At 68.7% G+C, this 16,444-nt stretch carries 14 protein-coding genes; 6 read left to right on the top strand and 8 right to left on the bottom strand.

The genetic code is table 11. The features are described from left to right. Nucleotides 1-89 precede the first annotated feature (89 nt). The 5 genes from ACYQPG_RS17195 to ACYQPG_RS17175 all read left to right on the top strand — a co-directional run bounded on the left by ACYQPG_RS17195 (nucleotide 90) and on the right by ACYQPG_RS17175 (nucleotide 4,339). Nucleotides 90-905: a class II aldolase/adducin family protein gene (locus tag ACYQPG_RS17195; RefSeq protein ID WP_092044898.1), complete on the top strand. Its 816-nt coding sequence runs from the start codon at nucleotides 90-92 to the stop codon at nucleotides 903-905. 144 nt (nucleotides 906-1,049) lie between these two features. After that, nucleotides 1,050-2,342: an MFS transporter gene (locus ACYQPG_RS17190; protein ID WP_461231321.1), complete on the top strand. Its 1,293-nt coding sequence runs from the start codon at nucleotides 1,050-1,052 to the stop codon at nucleotides 2,340-2,342. Between the two features lie 20 nt (nucleotides 2,343-2,362). Beyond that, nucleotides 2,363-3,292, top strand: a complete 930-nt coding sequence (locus tag ACYQPG_RS17185; RefSeq protein ID WP_461231320.1) for an SMP-30/gluconolactonase/LRE family protein — start codon at nucleotides 2,363-2,365, stop codon at nucleotides 3,290-3,292. Between the two features lie 220 nt (nucleotides 3,293-3,512). Then, nucleotides 3,513-4,058, top strand: a complete 546-nt coding sequence (locus ACYQPG_RS17180; RefSeq protein ID WP_461231319.1) for a carboxymuconolactone decarboxylase family protein — start codon at nucleotides 3,513-3,515, stop codon at nucleotides 4,056-4,058. After that, nucleotides 4,055-4,339, top strand: a complete 285-nt coding sequence (locus tag ACYQPG_RS17175) for a hypothetical protein (RefSeq protein WP_461232538.1) — start codon at nucleotides 4,055-4,057, stop codon at nucleotides 4,337-4,339. The genes ACYQPG_RS17180 and ACYQPG_RS17175 overlap by 4 nt, the downstream gene beginning before the upstream one ends. Before the next feature lie 164 nt (nucleotides 4,340-4,503). Here the strand turns inward: ACYQPG_RS17175 and ACYQPG_RS17170 are convergent, their stop codons facing one another. From ACYQPG_RS17170 to ACYQPG_RS17150, 5 genes are all read right to left on the bottom strand, one after another. Next, nucleotides 4,504-5,754 carry an NAD(P)/FAD-dependent oxidoreductase gene (locus tag ACYQPG_RS17170; protein ID WP_461231318.1) on the bottom strand — a complete coding sequence of 417 codons (1,251 nt, stop codon included), beginning with the start codon at nucleotides 5,752-5,754 and terminating at the stop codon, nucleotides 4,504-4,506. Nucleotides 5,755-5,906: 152 nt separating this feature from the next. Then, the gene (locus ACYQPG_RS17165; protein WP_461231317.1) at nucleotides 5,907-6,677 is read right to left on the bottom strand and encodes an ABC transporter permease; all 771 of its coding nucleotides are present in this window, start codon (nucleotides 6,675-6,677) and stop codon (nucleotides 5,907-5,909) included. A 2-nt stretch (nucleotides 6,678-6,679) separates the two neighbouring features. Beyond that, nucleotides 6,680-7,513 carry an ABC transporter permease gene (locus ACYQPG_RS17160; protein ID WP_461231316.1) on the bottom strand — a complete coding sequence of 278 codons (834 nt, stop codon included), beginning with the start codon at nucleotides 7,511-7,513 and terminating at the stop codon, nucleotides 6,680-6,682. Continuing rightward, nucleotides 7,513-8,712 (bottom strand): ABC transporter ATP-binding protein, encoded by a 1,200-nt coding sequence (locus tag ACYQPG_RS17155; protein WP_461231315.1) that lies wholly within the window; start codon nucleotides 8,710-8,712, stop codon nucleotides 7,513-7,515. Before ACYQPG_RS17155 ends, ACYQPG_RS17160 begins: the two co-directional genes overlap by 1 nt. After that, a complete protein-coding gene (locus tag ACYQPG_RS17150; protein WP_461231314.1) occupies nucleotides 8,691-9,758 on the bottom strand; it encodes an ABC transporter substrate-binding protein in 1,068 nt (355 codons plus the stop codon). Before ACYQPG_RS17150 ends, ACYQPG_RS17155 begins: the two co-directional genes overlap by 22 nt. Before the next feature lie 201 nt (nucleotides 9,759-9,959). Here ACYQPG_RS17150 and ACYQPG_RS17145 point away from each other — a divergent pair, with 201 nt between their 5' ends. Continuing rightward, a complete protein-coding gene (locus ACYQPG_RS17145; protein WP_267428607.1) occupies nucleotides 9,960-11,240 on the top strand; it encodes an NAD(P)/FAD-dependent oxidoreductase in 1,281 nt (426 codons plus the stop codon). Nucleotides 11,241-12,329: 1,089 nt separating this feature from the next. Here ACYQPG_RS17145 and ACYQPG_RS17140 read toward each other — a convergent pair. The 3 genes from ACYQPG_RS17140 to ACYQPG_RS17130 form a co-directional block, all read right to left on the bottom strand. Beyond that, a complete protein-coding gene (locus tag ACYQPG_RS17140; RefSeq protein ID WP_461231313.1) occupies nucleotides 12,330-14,435 on the bottom strand; it encodes a hypothetical protein in 2,106 nt (701 codons plus the stop codon). Nucleotides 14,436-14,512: 77 nt separating this feature from the next. After that, a complete protein-coding gene (locus ACYQPG_RS17135; protein ID WP_461231312.1) occupies nucleotides 14,513-15,739 on the bottom strand; it encodes a pyridoxal phosphate-dependent aminotransferase in 1,227 nt (408 codons plus the stop codon). A gap of 4 nt (nucleotides 15,740-15,743) precedes the next feature. Continuing rightward, nucleotides 15,744-16,442: a glycosyltransferase family 2 protein gene (locus tag ACYQPG_RS17130; RefSeq protein WP_147940304.1), complete on the bottom strand. Its 699-nt coding sequence runs from the start codon at nucleotides 16,440-16,442 to the stop codon at nucleotides 15,744-15,746. Between the last annotated feature and the right edge of the window lie 2 nt (nucleotides 16,443-16,444).

Here is a 16,444-nt window from a genome sequence, read left to right as displayed (position 1 = left end):
TGCATTATGTCAGCCAGTTCCAGCCTTTGATTTGATTGATCGCGAAAGATAATATCAAATAACATTCGATCGACTGAGGGAGCCGCCAAATGAATGTTGCAGCCAAGCGGTCGGTGTACGAACCTGACCAAGCCGGTCTGGCTTTCCCTCGCTACCCAGTGTTCGATGATGCCGCGCAGGAGCGAAGACACCGCAAGGTTCGGTTGGCTGCCGCCTGTAGGCTCTTTGCTGATCTGGGCTACGAATACGGATTCGCCGGCCACATCACCGTCCGTGACCCGGAGGATCCGAACCTCTACTGGACGAATCCGTTCGCCATGGAATTCGGGGCGGTCAAGGCGTCGGACCTCCTCCTCGTCGACCACGACGGCCGAGTCATCGAGGGCGCGCGTGCGGTGAACCGCGCCGGCTTTGTTCTGCACGCCGCCATCCACGAGGCGCACCCCGGCATCCTGGCATCCTGCCACTGCCACACGATCAACGGCATGGCTTGGGCCGCCCTGGGCCGGCGATTGGATCCGATCACCCAGACAGCCTGCGGCTTCTACGGTGATGGGCAGGCCCTGATCACCGAGGAAGCTGGCGCCGTGGTGGTGGAGCGCGGGGCCGGCCACAGCGTCGCCGCCGCGTTCGGACGCGACACTAAGGTTGCCATTCACCAGAACCACGGCCTGTTCAGCGCCGGCCAGGAGAGCATCGAGGAGGCCGTTTGGTGGTTCGTGGCCGCCGAGCGGGCCTGCGAGATTCAACTCAAGGCCGAGGCGACGGGCCACCCCCTGAAGCTCGTTCCCGAAGCCAATGCGGCGCACTCCGCCAAACACCTCGCCACTCCGTTCATGGCGTGGCTTCATGCCCAGCCGATGTTCGACCGTACTTTGCGCCAGCATCCGGACGTGATCGACTGATCGATTGCTGCACACCGCGGCGCGCATCTATGCAGAGCACAATACGGCGTGGATATAGAGCTTGCGGTGCCGGAAATGATTGCGGTGTCCTATGTCTTTAATTGTAATGTAAAATAAAAATATCGAATGCAGCGGGATGTGCTAATGAGCAAGCGCCGTTATTTTCTGTATATTGGCATTTTCTTGCTTGTTGTCTTCAATTATGTGGACCGCGTCGCGCTGTCGGTCGCGGCGCCGGCGATCGCGGCTGAATACAATCTGAGTCCGGTACAGGTCGGTTACCTGTTCTCAGCTTATCTCTGGACGTATGTCGTCTGCTTGATCCCATGCGGATTTCTGACCGATCGCTACGGGGCGAAGGTGGTCAACGGCGTCGGTGTGCTCGTGTGGTCCGGCGCGACGATTCTCACAGGGCTCGCGTCCGGCTTCGTCAGCCTTCTCGGCTCGCGCATGCTGATGGGCGCGGCGGAGGCGTCCACCTATCCAGCGGGCGGTCGCGTGTTGCGGGATTGGGCGCCGCGATCCGAGTTCGGTCTGGCGGCCACGATGCTCAACAGCGGCGGCTACGCGGGTCCTGCGTTCGGGACCTTGCTGCTCGGGTGGGTGGTGTCAGTCCACGGCTGGCGGTGGGGTTTCTATACGGCCGGCTTGCTGGGCTTGGTTTGGCTGGTCGGCTGGTTGGTCTGGTATCGCGGGCCGGAGACGGCAACCTTCGTCGGCGAGGACGAGCGCGCCTTCATCCTGCGTGAGCGCGATTCCGGGGCGAAATCCGGTGGCTCGGCCGACGGGTTTGGCGTGCTGTTGCGCTCGCGCAGTATGATCGCCGTCGCCGTCACGCAGGGCTGCGCCGTCTACACGCAGATCGTGTTCCTGACCTGGCTTCCGAGCTATCTCGCCAACGTCAAGCACATGTCGATCGTAAAGTCGGGCCTGTTCACGGCGTTCCCGTACTTCGCGGCAACGGTCTTCGCGTGGGTCCTCGCCCATCTGAGCGATCGTGCGCTGGCCGCGGAGGGCGGCTCCAGCACGGGGCGGCGGCGGCGCATCGTCGTCGTGTCGATGCTCAGCGCGGCCGTGATCTTGGCGGCACCGTTCGTCGACAGCACGCCGATGATCCTGGGCCTGATCACCATCTCGCTGACCGGATTGGCGACGGGCATCTCGCTCAACATTGCCCTGGCCGCCGATCTGCTGCGGTCGCCGGCGAGTGCTGGCAAGGCCATGGCGATCCAGATCACCGGCGGGAACATGTTCGGCCTCATCGCGCCAATCGCCACGGGCTACATCATCGCGGCGACGGGTAGCTACGACCTCGCCTTCGTGGCCGGTGGCGTGCTGCTGGTGACCGGGGCCGTAATCACGCTGACCCTGACGCACGCCCCGATCGGTGGCGACCTCCCCGCCCCAGCGGTCGTCCCCGCGCTGCGCCGCGCTTAAGCTCTTAGACGGAGGTCACGATGTACGCAGCCCCGCCTATCTGCCCAACGAGTGTCTTCGCCACATACCCCGAGGCGTGGCGGGTGGCCACGGCGGAGAACGAGTGGATCCGCACGCAGCCCGGGCGCATGCCGATCGGGTCGTTCCTGGAGGGGCCGTCCTTCGACCGGGACGGCAATCTCTGGTGTGTCGACATCCCGAACGGACGCATCTTGCGCGTGGCGCCGGACGGCGGTTTCACCATCGTAGCCGAGTACGATGGTTGGCCGAACGGCCTCAAGATCCACCGTGACGGCCGGATATTGATCGCCGACTACAAGAACGGCATTATGGTCGTCGACCCCGCCTCCGGCACGGTCCGGCCGTTCCTCCTGCGGGTCGGCCCCGAGCGGTTCCGGGGCGTCAACGATCTCTTCTTCTCTCGCGATGGCGATCTCTTCTTCACCGATCAGGGCCTAACTGGCTGGCAGGACCCCGGCGGACGCCTTTTCCGCGTTCGGGCGGACGGGTCCGTGACCTGCATCCTGGACGGCATCCCGAGCCCGAACGGCCTCGTCATGAACCTCACCGAGGACACGGTGTACCTGGCAGTTACGCGGGCCAACGCGGTCTGGCGGATCCCGCTGATGCGGGATGGGACGGCCGCCAAGGTGGGCACCTTCATCCAGATGTCGGGCGGGGCGGGGCCGGACGGGCTCGCCCTCGACGCGGAGGGCCGCCTCGCCGTCGCCCATGCCGGGAAGGGCACCGTCTGGCTGTTCGACGCCACGGGGGAACCGGTGTTGCGCATCGCCTCCTGCGCCGGTCTGCATACTACTAACGTGGCGTTCGGCGGCGCGGATGGACGCGCGCTGTTCATCACCGAGTCCGGCTCAGGCGTCATCCTGCAAGCCGACTTGGAGACGCCCGGGCACACCATGTTCTCCCACACGCTCGAGGGCGAGGCGTGACCGTCGGCTCTGTGCGACCGCACGGTCGGAATCGGAAGCCGTAAGGTTCCGGCCAGCCCCGATCGCAGCACGCGGGATCGCCCTGGTTGAGGACGACACGCGAGGCTCGTGCTGGGCGTCGTGCCGTCGTCGAACCCCGCCGTGCCGCGCGGAGATCCTGTCCCCCCTCTTCCCGTCGCTCCGGCGCGATCCCCGACTCACCGACACGGAAGGGATACAGATGGCCCGCCTTCCCTACGCCGACCCGGATCGACCCGAGACGGCCGAGCTCGTCGCCCGCATCACCGCCCAGCGCGGCGGGGTGCTGCACCTCTACGCCATGCTGCTGCACAGCCCGCCGGTGGCCGACGGTTGGCTGCACTTCCTCAGTGCGATTCGCCAGCGCTGCGATCTGCCGGGCGCGCTGCGCGAGCTCGTGATTCTGCAGGTTGCCCACCTCAACGGGGCGCCCTACGAGGCCGAGCAGCATATCCCGATCGCGCTGCGCGAGGGGGTGCACCAAGCGCAGGTCGACGCCCTCCCCGACTGGAGGGCGTCCGACGTGTTCGAGCCGGCGCAGCGCGCGGCCCTGGCCTACTGCGATGCGATGACCCGAACCATCCACGTGCCGGCTGACGTGTTCGCGGACCTGCGCACCCACTTCGACCCGCGGGCGATCGTCGAGCTCACCGCGACGGTCGGGGCCTACAACATGGTCTCGCGCTTCCTCGAAGCGCTCGGCATCAGCTCCGCCGACGACATGCGTGCGGGGCGGGCTGACCGATGACAGCCCCCTTCTCCCTCCACGGCAAGGTCGCGCTCATCACCGGCTGCGGCTCGCAGTTGCCCTGGTGGGGCAATGGTAAGGCCACTGCCGTGACCTTCGCCCGGCGCGGCGTGAGGGTCGCCACCACCGGATCGAAGCTGCAGCTCGAGGTCGCCGCGCGCGTCCTGGACGAGCCCGGGATCAACTGGAGCTTCGCCCCGCATAACGTGATGAAGTTCGCCAACTTCATGGCGCGCGCTGGCATGATCGCGAGCGCGCCGGTGTCGTGGCGCGACCTCTAATTCCCGGAGGCTGTGTCCGATTGGCCCTGCGGCTGAGGGTTCGATACCCGCCGCGAACGAGGCGAAGGTGCGCTCGGCCTCCTGGGGCGGCCTCACCCTCCGCTTGAGACTTCGCCGTGTCATCGTCGCTGGGGCCGCCTCAGGGCGAGGGGCCGCGCTCGCGCTCAGGACGCGAAGCGGCCGACGGCGTAGGGAGCCGGATCGATCGGGGCCGCGCGCTGTGCCATTAGCGTGGCGACCAAGCGCCCGCTCGGCGGACCGGCGGTCATGCCGTAGTGGCCGTGGCCGAACGCGAGGTGTAGGCCCGGCTGCTGAGGGACCGGACCGAGCACGGGCAGCGTATCCGGGAGTGAAGGCCGGAACCCGAGCCACAGCTGCGGCTCCCCGTGGGTGAGGCCGGGGAAGAGCGCGCGCGCGTGCTCGGCCAGGATCCGGGCGCGGGTCTCGTCCGGCGGGGCGTCGAGCCCCGCGAACTCGACCGTTCCGGCCGCGCGCAGGCCACCTACCATCGGCGTCACCCCGAAGCCGCGCGATTTGTAGCTGATCGTGTAGCGCGGTTCGATCGACGGCGTGGGCAGCATGGCGTGATAGCCGCGCTCGGTCTCGAGCGGCACGCGCACGCCGAGCGGGTCGAGCAGCGCCTTCGACCATGCCCCGCCCGCGACCACGACGTCGGCGCCGGCTCGGTTCGCGACATTGGTCCAGACTGTGAAGCCGCCGCCCTCGCGCGGGATGAGTTTCAGGGCCCGCTCGGCCACGATCGTGCCGCCCTCCGCGCGCAGCCGGTCCGCTAGAGCCCCGATGAGCCGGGCGGGGCTGATCGTGTAGCCGTTGCCGGGCACGAGGAGCGCGCGCCGCACGGCGCGGGAGATGCCGGGCACCATCTGCTGCAGGTCGTCGGCACCGAGCATCTGCGCCTCGATCCCGTGCCGCTCGCGGATCTGCCGCTCAACGCCCGCGCCCGCGCTCTCGCCCTCGCCGTCCCAGACCTGGATCTGACCGGTGCGCCGGACAAGCTCGCCGAACACCTGCGGTCCGATCAGGTCCTGCCAGCAGGCGAACGCGTCCTTGTGGAGGGCGCGCAGCGCGTCCGAGATCGCCAGGACCCGCTCGATCCGTCCCTCCTTGATCCAGCGCATCAGCCAAGGCAGCGCGGTGGGCAAGTAGGAGGGGTGGACGACGAGGGGACCCTTCTTGTCCCGAAGCCAGCCGGGCACCTGGCGTAGCATGCCGGGCATCGCGATCGGCGAGGCCGTGTCGGCGCTGATCATGCCCGCGTTGCCGTAGGAGGCGCCGCCGCCCGGCGGCAGCGGATCGATCACGGTCACATCTCGGCCGACGCGCCGGAGGTAGAGCGCGGTTGACAGCCCGACCACGCCCGCGCCGAGGACGATCGCGTTGTTATCATCGCTCATGCGGCGTCTCCGGCGGCCGAGGATAGGCGGTGGCCCGACCGAGATCGGCCGAGGAAATCGCATTCGGATCTCGCCGCGGCGACCGCGGACCGCGCGCGTCGCCCGCGCGATGCGGGCGGGATCGTGGGAGCGGGGGGATCCCGTGCATGGGGTCAGGCGTCCCGGCGCCGGCGCAGGAGCGCGTCGACGCCCAGAATCACGCCCGTGACGCCGATCAGGAACGCGCTGACCGCCGCCACCGTCGGCTCCACCTGCATGTGCAGGCTGTTCCAGATGCGCACCGGCAGGGTCTGGGTGGCAGCGTTGGTGAGAAAGAGCGAGATGACGAGCTCGTCGAAGGAGGTCAGAAACGCGAACAGGGCGGCCGACGCGAGGCCGGGTGCGGCGAGCGGCACGACGACGGTGCGCATGGTCCGGGCGCGGCTGGCGCCCAGGCTCAGGGCCGCCTGCTCCAAGCGCAGGTCGACGGACTGCAGCGCGGACAACAGGATCAGCAGGACGACCGGGAAGGCGATCACCGCGTGGCACAGGCCGACCCAGATTACGCTTCCGACCATCCCGAGGCGCGCGGACGCGTAGTACATGGCGATCGCCGTCACGACGGTCGGCGAGACGATCGGCAGGAGCGCGACGGCCAGGATCAGCCGCTTGGCCGGAAACGCGCCGCGCACGAGCGCGTAGGCAGCTAGGAACCCTACCCCGGTGGCGACGACGCAAGCCACACCGCCGATCGCGAGGCTCGACCACAGCGCGGCGCGCCAGGCCGGATCGCCGAGGAAGGCCGCGAACCAGCGCAGCGACAGGGACGTGGGCGGGAAGCGCAGGAGGGTGCCGCCGCTGAAGCCCAGCACCACCACGATGACGATCGGCAGGATCAGGAGCAGGCAGGCGCATCCGACGAACAGCGGCAGCGCGGCGCGCACGCTCAGGCCCCCATCATGCGGCGCAGATCCGTCACGCGGGCGTAGATCGCGAAGAGGATCAGGGTCGCGACGAGTAGCACCACCGACATCACGGCCGCGCTCGGCCAGTCGATCAGGATCTCGACCGCCCGCTCGATCAACATCGCGACGGTGACGTTGCTGGGCCCACCCATCAGGGCGGGCGTGATGAAGAAGCCGAGCGCCAGGATGAGGACGATGAGCGAGCCCGACACGATCCCCGGGACCGACAGCGGGAGATAGACGCGCCGGAACAGATAGAGGGGGCTCGCCCCGAGGGCGCGCCCGGCCCGCAGCAGGTTGGGGTCGATCGCCTTCATGGTCGCGTAGAGCGTCAGCACCATGTAGGGCAGCAGCACGTAGGTCATGCCGACCACGATCCCGAAGGTATTGTACAGGAGCGCGAGGGGCGCTCCGATGAGCCCCGACGCGCCCAGGAGCTCGTTGACGAGCCCGCTGCGGCCGAGCACCACGGTCAGCGCGTAGGTCCGCACGATCACGCTGGTGAAGTACGGCACGATCACGCAAAACACGACGAGCGCGGCGCGCCAGCCGCGGCGATTGGCCAGGTAGAATGCGATTGGGTAGCCGATCACCAGCGTCGCGAGCGTGACGAGGACCGAGACCCAGAGCGTCGTGAGCGCGGCGACCTGCATCGCGCGCGCGGTGAGGACGTCGACGAAGAGCTCGGGCACCTCGGCGGGCGTCGTCTCGATGAACAGGGTCCGCGCCAGGAACCAGGCGAGCGGCGTGAGGAACAGCAGCGCGAGCAGGCCGAGCGCGGGCAGGAGCAGGAGCCACGTCCGGTCCCGTCCCATCACGCGGCGTCCGGCGGTAGGATGACCGTGTCGGCCGGGGACCACGCGAGGGCGACGCGCTCGCCGGGCTCTGGGTGGTGATGGGCGGCCACGTTCGGGGCGTCGGCTGTCACGAGCGCGCCGCTCGCCGTCTCGACCGCGTAGCGCACGACGCTGCCGAGGAAGGACGCGCGCCGCACCGTGCCGCTCAGGCGGTTGACCGCCTCGCGCGGCAGATCGGCTGAGGGGTGCAGCGTCAGCTTCTCCGGGCGCACGAACAGCTGACCCTCGGTCCCCGCCCCGCGGGTCGCCGCTCCATCCGCGTGCAGCACTGCCCCATCCTCGAGCTGGAATGCGATGCGGTCCGGGCCGGGCGTCACAATCCTGCCCGGCAGGAGGTTCGCCTCGCCCAGGAACCGGGCGGTGAAGGCGTTGACCGGGCGCTCGTAGACGTCGCGGGGCGCGCCGATCTGCTCGACGCGGCCGCGGCTCATGATCGCCACGCGATCGGACAGGTTCATCGCCTCCTCTTGGTCGTGGGTAACATAGAGGACCGTCATTCCGAGCCGCCGCTGGATCTCCTTGATCTCGACCTGCAGGTCGTAGCGGAGGTTCTTGTCGAGGGCGCCCAGGGGCTCGTCCATCAGCACGACGGGCGGCTGGAACACGATCGCCCGGGCGATGGCCACGCGCTGCTGCTGGCCGCCCGAGAGCTGGCGCGCGTAGCGGTCGGACAGGTGCCTGAGTTGGACAAGGTCGAGCGCGGCCGCGACCCGCTCGCGCACGAGCGCCTTCGGCATTCCGCGCGCCCTGAGCGGGAACGCCACGTTCTCGAACACGTCCATGTGCGGGAAGATCGCGTAGTTCTGGAAGACCATGCCGAAGCCGCGCCGCTCCGGGGGCACGGCCGCGAGGTCGACCCCGTCGACCAGGAGGCGCCCGGCGTCAATCGACGCGAATCCCGCGACCATCATCAGGGTCGTGGTCTTGCCCGAGCCGGAGGGGCCGAGCAGCGAGAAGAACTCGCCCGCCTTGATGTGGGTCTCGAAGCGGTCGACGACGGTCTCGGAGCCGTAGATCTTGGTCAGCCCCTGGAGCTCCAGCGCTTTGCCGGCCGGTCCAGTGACTGCCGCGGCCGCCACGTGCTCGCGCGGGCGGGTGAGGCCGACTGCACCCGGCACGATCGCGTCCTGTCCGATCACAGCACCCAGTTCGACCAAGCGCGGCTCACTTTGGTTCGGTTGGCCGACCACCAGTTGATGTCGTTCCTGAAGCCCTTCGACACGGTCCAGGGCGTGCCGGTTGCGGGATCGATCAGGAGATTGGACGTGTGCGGGTAGACCTTGGTGTTGACGGGGATCGCCTTGTACTCGGCCAGCCAGCGCTTCTGTACGTCCTCGCTGATCGAGTAATCGATGAACTTGAGCGCGGCCTCGGGCGCCTTGGCCCCCTTGGGTATGGCGTAGGACTGCACCAAGACCTGGTTCTGGTTCCACTGGATGCCGAGCGGTGCGCCGCCGTCGATGGAGGCCTGAGCGCGGGTGTTCCAGAGCACGCCGAGCACGGCCTCCTTGTCGGCCAGCATCTGCGCGGACAGCGCGCCGGTATCCCAGAACTTGGGGACGCTGGACTTGATCCGGCCCATGGATTTGAGGGCGCGGTCGATGTCGACGGGGTAGACCTTGTCCATCGCAACGCCGTCGGCGAGGAGCGCGATCTCGAGGTTCGGGGCTCCGGACTCGATCCCGGCCAGCGTGCGCGGCCCGGGAAACGCCTGCGTGTCCCAGAACTCGGCCCAGGATTTTGGCTCGGAGCCGGGCTTGAACACGTCCGTGCGGTAGCAGAGCACGAACGCGTACACGAACGAGCCGACCTGATGGCTGAGCTTCAGGCTTGGCTCGATGTCCTCGAGCTTCGTGTATCGAAACGCGCCGTAGTCGATCGGGACGAGCGCGCCCGCCTCCTCCAGCATGAGGTTGGCGTCATTGCCGGTGTCGATGCAGTCGATCTCGACCTGCCCGGCTTTATACATAGCGAGCAATTTGCCCACCGTGCTCGGGACGGGAACGATCTCGATACCGGTCTCTTTCAGGAACGGCTCGTAGACGGTCCTGCGCTTGATCTCGTCAAACGAGCCGCCGGGCGTGCGCACCCGCAGTTGCGTGGCCGCCCGGGCGGGGTTCGTGATCACGGCCGGCATGGCGAGCAACGCTGCACTGCCCACCATGAGGCCGCGCCGCGTCGGGGTCGTGGACAGCTTCGGCACCGCGCGCTCCCATCACCTCGGGGAAGAGTGTAGGCGCAGGAAATACTGTCGGGCTAGCGGAAATCGCAGGCAATTCTGACCGCATTTACGACGTGTCGCACAAGCGACGTGCTGTAGCGGTGGTCCGCGGTCTAGCCCCGCGCTTGCATACTCACGCCGGAGATCGGAGCGTGGTCTCGCCGGCCGTCGAAGGGAGCGTCCATGATCAGGAACGAGCCGTACTGGTGGCGGGCGGCACCTCTGGCCGAATCTGACCCTTTGCCCGTGCGCGACAGCTCCGACGTGGTCATCGTCGGCGCGGGCTATACGGGACTGTCCGCGGCGCTAACGCTGGCCCGGGCTGGCCGCAGCGTTCAGGTCTTCGACCGGCAGAGGCCCGGCGAGGGCGCCTCGTCCCGCAACGGCGGAATCACGAGCGGGAATTTGCGCCTGTCACTCGCCGAGTTGACGAAGCGGTTCGGCCACGAGCGCGCGGGCGCCCTCGTGGCCGAGGCTAAGGCGGCGCGTGAGGACCTGTACCGGTTCATCGCCGAGGAGGGGATCGACTGCGACTTCAAGCTCGTCGGCCGCTTCGCCGGCGCCTCCCGCGCCGTCGACTACGAGCGCCTGGCGCGGGAGGCCGATCACCTGCGCGGCGCGTTCGGCATCGAGGCCCACTCGGTCGCGCGCGGCGAGCAGCGCAGTTACATCGGCACGGCGTTCTACCACGGCGGTAACGTCCGCATGGACATCGGCGGCCTTCATCCGGCGAAACTGCACGCCGCGATGCTCCGCCTCGCCCGGGACGCGGGCGCCCTCGTGCACGGCGAGACCGCCGTTCTCGGCATCCGGGGCGAGGCCGGGGGCTACGAGGTCCTGACCACGCGGGGCGCGGTCCGCGCCAGCCACGTGATCGTCGGCACCAACGGCTACACGGATCGGTTCGACCGGTGGCTGCGCAGCCGGCTCGTGCCCGTGCGCAGCCGCATCATCGCGACCGTGCCGCTCTCGGCCAACCTTATGGGCGAATTGATGCCGAGCCGCATGATGTATTCGGAGACGCGCAAGCTCCACTATTACTATCGGCCGTCGCCCGACGGGACGCGCATCCTGTTCGGCGGCCGGGACGGGACGATCGCCGGCGAGGCGGAGTGGCCTACGGCGAGCCTGCGGCGCGCGCTGGCCGACATCTTCCCACAGCTCGACAGCGTCGCGATCGAGCACAGCTGGTACGGCAACGTTGCCATGAACCGCGACATGGTCCCCCGCATCTTCGCGCGAGACGGGCGCCGCTACGCGGCGGGCTACTGCGGATCGGGCGTCGTTTGGGCGCGATGGGCTGGCCAGAGGGCGGCGCTCCAGGTCCTGAACGATCAGGCGGGACAATCAGCCCTCGACTTCCGCCCGCCGCGGTGGGTGCCGCTCGTCTCCGGCAAGGCGTGGTTCATGCCGGCCGTATTTGGTTGGTTTCGCATCCAGGATCGGTGGGCTACTCGCAGATGAAAATATCGTCGGGCAACGGCTGCCTCGCTCCTAAACAACTCCGCTTCCAAATGACTGCAACTTACAACCGCCAGCTCACCGACCCGGCCGCCGGCCCTATCCTGCTCGTCCCACTCACACTCGCGGCACGGATCCACCCGCACCTACACATGTACATCCAGCGGTTCTGCCCGGTTGGCCCCCGCGCAAGTGTTTGAAACCAGAGCGCCCTCGTCCCCACGGTTCTGCGCACATACGGGCTAAACCATAACCGGCGACCTGCAGCTCAGCCCCGGCACAACAAGCGCCCTTCACGGCTACACCGTCACCGCCAGCAGGCCGCAGAACGCCTGTTCATTCTGGCCGCGTTGGGCACTCCGAGTTTTTACGAATGACCAGAGCTGGCCGTAAGCGGCCGGTCCGCTCCGTGACAAGTCGGCCGCAAAAGCGGACAGCCTCCTACCCACCCATCCCGGTCATTCAGTGGCGCATTCCAGCAGGCTGGATTTGGTCGAAAGCAGCTTGTCCGCACTCAGGGGCTCCGCTGCAAAAGGAGCCGTCCTCCAACCGACCCAATCAAATCATACAGGAGCAAAAGCACAGCTTCAGAAAGCAGACTTGAGCCGCATCGGCTCAGCCCAACCACATCTATGGGGCATATGGGACAACAGATCCGACGCAGTCCCGCCCCTAAGCGCGCCCGAGCCAACCCAGCAGCGTCCAACCGGTAGCGAGGCACGGTCGCCAGCCGGATTTCAGTCATGCCACCCGGTAGCAGACCCCAATCGGCTTGCCCCGTGACGAAGACATCGTCCGGCGTAGAGAGCACGGCCTGCCACACGTCGAGTCGCAGCTTGCGCCTGCGGCCCCCCGCACCAAGGGTGCGGGGGGCCGCCTCTACGTCGATCAGCCGGCCTTGACGGCTGCCGGATTGATGGCTGGCTAACTTGCCTCGTTCTCGCGCGTCTTGATGAAGCTGGCCGCGACCACGCCCACCAGCACGCACGCGCCACCAATGCATCCGCTATCCCAAAGCGTCCGCCGAGAGAGTCGTAACAGATTAGAGCCTCCCGCAACGCCGGACTGATCCTTTGGCGCGAGGGGCCATCGTCATGGGGACGACATGCCGGTTTGGTTGCCGTGCGCCGCGTCGACGATGTCGTCCATGACCAGCTGGCTCAGCGCGCAAATGAAGGATGACAGCCGGTATCCGTCGTGACGCGATAGCGCGTTGTCGAAGGCGCGCACATTCCAGAACGGATCGTTGGCCAGCGTGACCGGGGCGATGCCGGTTAACGGTAACCCGTGCTGGAAGCGCACCGCGGGCGACCCCTGACCCTCGGCCCCGGCCTGCGGCGGTGCCAAGTCCTGGCTGTCCCACCCGAGACCACCTTCCTTCACCCGCCGTCGACGCGCGCGGACCAACCAACCGTTCGCGCGCGGGCAGTCGATGTCCGCGTCAGCCAGTGTCGCGTAGGCGTGGTGCCGCTCCGAGCCGGTTGCCGCCAAACCGAGCATCTCGTGGGTCGTGCCGAACGGTGCGCCCGAGGGCCGCGCGTCGGCGAGCACGCCGGCGGCCGGTCGCGGCGGGTCGAGGTTACCGATCGTGTGCGACTCCTCCGGCAGGCTGATCTGGAACGGAAAGGTCGCGGCCAGGACCGACAGGGTCCGCAAGGGTAAAGTGAGAACGCTGTCGAGGAGATCCGCCTCGCGTGGGACCGCGCAGCTCATTCCGCGGGGTGGCCTATGCTCAATGCGCGCGGCCGCTCGTTCGAGAAAGCCCGCGGCGGGCCGGAAGTCGAACTTGAAGGTCGGGAACAGGTCGTGGGTCGCCCAATCGTAGTCCACGCCGGCGTTGAACATCGCGTCGGTGCCGGCGAGCCGCTGCCGGATGCGTGCCCGGGCGTCCTGGAAGCCGTCGTCGACGTCGAGGCCAATCCAGGCGCAATCGCCCGGCCGCAGCCCGCCCGCCGGGAAGGCGAGCGCCGCGGTGACCGACATTACCACCGGGCGCTGGTCCAGCGGGAACAGGCCGCTGTCATGCGCCACCTCCCCGGGCGTGGCGCCCGGGTCGGCAGGCGTCGCGACGCGCTCCCACACGGCGCGTTGGACCGCCGTCCACTTGCTCGCTTCGGCGGCCGGGTTGATGAGCACCACGAAGTCGCCGAGCACCGGCGGCATCGCTTCGCCGAACCGGTGGCGCCGCACGGCCTTGAGGAGGTCGTCCTTGAGGCCGGTCGCCAGCATGTTGCCGCCAAGGCTGTGGCCGGCCACGACGAGCTTGTTGTGCCGGTCGGCCCCGTCGGGGCCCGGCCTCCTCAACGCCGCCTCCAGAGTGCGCAGCGCGGATATGGCCGCGGGTGCGACCGCCTCACTCACGGGTTTGCGGTCGAAAAGGGTCGCAGCCGCGGAGAGCTCGCCGAAGAAGCCACCGAGCGCCGCCCCGAACCTGTCGCGCAGGCCGCGCTCGTCGACCCGGGCGCCGCGCCAGCCGACGTAGACCGCGGTGACGTCCATCCCGCAGGCGGCGGGATCGCTCCGACAGCGATCGCGTAGGAAGCGGGCGGCGTGCGCCGCGTAGAAGCGCAGATCCGCGACGTTGGCGTCGCCGACCTGGGCGTCGTGGCGCCAGCCGTGGATGAAGGCGATGACGTAGTGACGTCCGGTGGCCAGGTGCTGCGTCAGAGCGTCGAGCTGCGTGATGACTGGCTTGAGCCCCGTAGCCGGCGCGCCGCGGGCGTGCATCTCGCCCTCCATCGCGTGGCGCAGCATGGCGCTGTCGATGGCGACGTCGCTGCCGCCGGCGCGCGACACGAGGGCGTAGGGCTCGCCGTCCTCCTTGAACTCCAGGAAGCCGAGCGTGTACTCCAGCGGCCGCTCGCCGCGCGCGGACGGGATGACGTGGCGCTGCAGGGCGCACCGTAGTCGCGTCCGCCAGCGCCGGTCGTCGCGGAGCGCGCCCTCGTCGTTGGTCGGGTCGCGCCAGCCGTCGCCGTCGAGCATGGACGACATCGGGGCGCCGCGGCCGACCTCGCTGAGGACGGTCCAGCCGGTCCGAAGGCCCTCGCTGCACTCCGGGACGGCCGGATCGAGGTCGCGGTAGGCGCGAGCCTGCGGCGTCGAGAGCACGCCGTAGTTCAGGAACAGGATGCCCAGGGCGAGCAGTGCAGTGGCGATAACGCCGAGCCTGAGCCCGCGGATAAGACGTCCCGTCACTCGCCATGCTCCGCGCAGGACCACACCCAGGCGCCCGACAGGTTTCGCGACGTTCCGGTCGCGCTTCGGGTGGGCTCTCATCGGTGCGAGCGCCGTTGCAGGTGATCCTCAAGGATTTCGAGCGCCGCACCGCTGCCGCGCCGGCCGAGGCCGAGGCGCAGGCGGTCCGCCGGGACCGGCGCCAACGACGAACGCCACAACACGGAAGGCAATACGAGCAGGCCCACCTCTGACGCGACCGCCCGCGCGAACGCGGCCGCGCCCTCCCGCCCGCGGAAACGGGGAAAGGCGAAGGCCAGATTCCTCAGTTCGTCCGGCTCGAACCGTTCCGGATGGCGATCGAGCAGGGCGCGCAGTCGGCGATGGTTGCCGCGACCTGTCGCGCGGGCGCGCCCGGTGATGCGCGGCTCGGCCCGCAACGCGATATGCGCGAGGACCTCGCTCGGGCCGGCGAGGCAGCTCGACAACAGGCTCTTGATGGCAAGGACGCGTTCGAGCACGGCGCGGTCTCGGCAGGCAACCCAGCCGACGCGCAGGCCCGGCAGCCCGAAACCCTTCGAAAGTCCGTTAATCGAGATCCCACGCTCGTACACGTCGATGACTGGCGGGATGGCACCCTCCGGGTTGGCGTCCGTCTGGCGATAGACCTCGTCATTGACAAGCCAGAGCCCGTGCCGGCGGCAGAGGTCGATCAAGCCAGCCAGGGTCGTCCGGTCCAAGGTCGCACCTGTCGGGCTGTTAGGGAAGTTCACCAGCACCAGCCGCGTGTTCGGCCGGATCACGCTGGCGAGGTGGTCCAGGTCGAGCGCCCAATGCCGGTCCGAACTCAGGGCGACCCCATCCGCCGCGCATAAACTCGTCACGACGAGCTCGGACGGTTGGTAGATCGGCACCACCACCACCGCATGGTCGTCCGGGCCGAGCAACGCGCGCAGAACGCAGGCCACCGCTTCCTGTGCGCCGGCACTGACGAGCACGTCATGGGGTTTCAGGCCGACGTACCGCTCGGCGACCGCGGCGCGTAACCAAGAGGCGCCGCGCGGGTCGGCGTAGCCGAGGTCCGCGTTCTGCCAGCGCTTCACGTCCTCCGGACCAGCAAGACGCAGCAGCGCGGCGAGTGAGAGCGACTGCGAGTCCGACGCGGCGAGGTCGTGGTGCGCGCATGTCGACCAACGGGCCAGATATGCCGCCAGCGCGAAGGACCGCCCGGGCGTGGGCCCGCGTCTCGGCGATCTGAGGAGGGCGCGGTCCTCTCGTATGTCGCCTGCCCAACCGCCCGGTGCATGGTAAGCGTCGAACGCCATGGCCTTACGATCTCTGGGCCGGGCTAGCGGCGACGCGCAGGTAGGTCGCCCCGATCCGCGTGGTCGCCCGAAGCGTCCCACCGAGCGAGCCCGCGACCTTCGAGGATCCGCCCAGACGGCGCCGGTAGGGCATCGGCACCTCGCGGATGCGCAGGCCCACGCGCGCGGCCTGCATCTGCATCTCGATGTTCCAGCCGTAGGTCAGCTCGCGCAAGTCGAGGGCCCGCAGCGCCGCGCGGTCGATGGCGCGGAAGGCGCACATGTCGGTGTAACGGACGCCGTAGCGCAGGCCGATGCCGAGGCCTGCGAGGCGGCCGGCGAGAACTTGGTGCCAGAGCATCGACCCGGGCTCGCGGCTCCCCAGGGTGCGCGAGGCGAGGACGAGGTTGTGGTGGCCGGCGAGCACCGGCGCGGCGATCCGCTCGATCAGGTCGCCGCGGTCCGCGCCGTCCCCATCCAGGTAGACGATCACGCGCGAGGCCGGATCGGCGGCGGCTGCTCCGAGCGCGCAGGCCCGCCCGTAGCCGCGTCCGACCTCGATCACCCGGGCGCCGGCGACTCGGGCGATGGCCTGCGTACCGTCGGTCGAGCCGCTGTCGGCGACGATGATGTCGGCTGCATAGGCCGGCGGGATCTCGCGGATCACCGCGCCGATCGCCTCGGCCTCGTTCAGGGTCGGAATGACGATGCTGACCGGGTGCATCG

Source organism: Methylobacterium sp. CM6246, from assembly GCF_054818005.1.
Note: the sequence above shows the minus strand (reverse complement) of the source record. Positions and strands in the feature narration are given on the sequence as shown.

What these genes read in the sequence shown, in the direction of transcription:
- ACYQPG_RS17145 (WP_267428607.1), top strand. Translation starts at nt 9,960, where the DNA reads ATGATCAGGAACGAGCCGTACTGGTGGCGGGCGGCACCTCTGGCCGAA.
- ACYQPG_RS17170 (WP_461231318.1), bottom strand. Translation starts at nt 5,754, where the DNA reads ATGAGCGATGATAACAACGCGATCGTCCTCGGCGCGGGCGTGGTCGGG.
- ACYQPG_RS17175 (WP_461232538.1), top strand. Translation starts at nt 4,055, where the DNA reads ATGACAGCCCCCTTCTCCCTCCACGGCAAGGTCGCGCTCATCACCGGC.
- ACYQPG_RS17190 (WP_461231321.1), top strand. Translation starts at nt 1,050, where the DNA reads ATGAGCAAGCGCCGTTATTTTCTGTATATTGGCATTTTCTTGCTTGTT.
- ACYQPG_RS17180 (WP_461231319.1), top strand. Translation starts at nt 3,513, where the DNA reads ATGGCCCGCCTTCCCTACGCCGACCCGGATCGACCCGAGACGGCCGAG.
- ACYQPG_RS17195 (WP_092044898.1), top strand. Translation starts at nt 90, where the DNA reads ATGAATGTTGCAGCCAAGCGGTCGGTGTACGAACCTGACCAAGCCGGT.
- ACYQPG_RS17185 (WP_461231320.1), top strand. Translation starts at nt 2,363, where the DNA reads ATGTACGCAGCCCCGCCTATCTGCCCAACGAGTGTCTTCGCCACATAC.
- ACYQPG_RS17130 (WP_147940304.1), bottom strand. Translation starts at nt 16,442, where the DNA reads ATGCACCCGGTCAGCATCGTCATTCCGACCCTGAACGAGGCCGAGGCG.
- ACYQPG_RS17160 (WP_461231316.1), bottom strand. Translation starts at nt 7,513, where the DNA reads ATGGGACGGGACCGGACGTGGCTCCTGCTCCTGCCCGCGCTCGGCCTG.
- ACYQPG_RS17135 (WP_461231312.1), bottom strand. Translation starts at nt 15,739, where the DNA reads ATGGCGTTCGACGCTTACCATGCACCGGGCGGTTGGGCAGGCGACATA.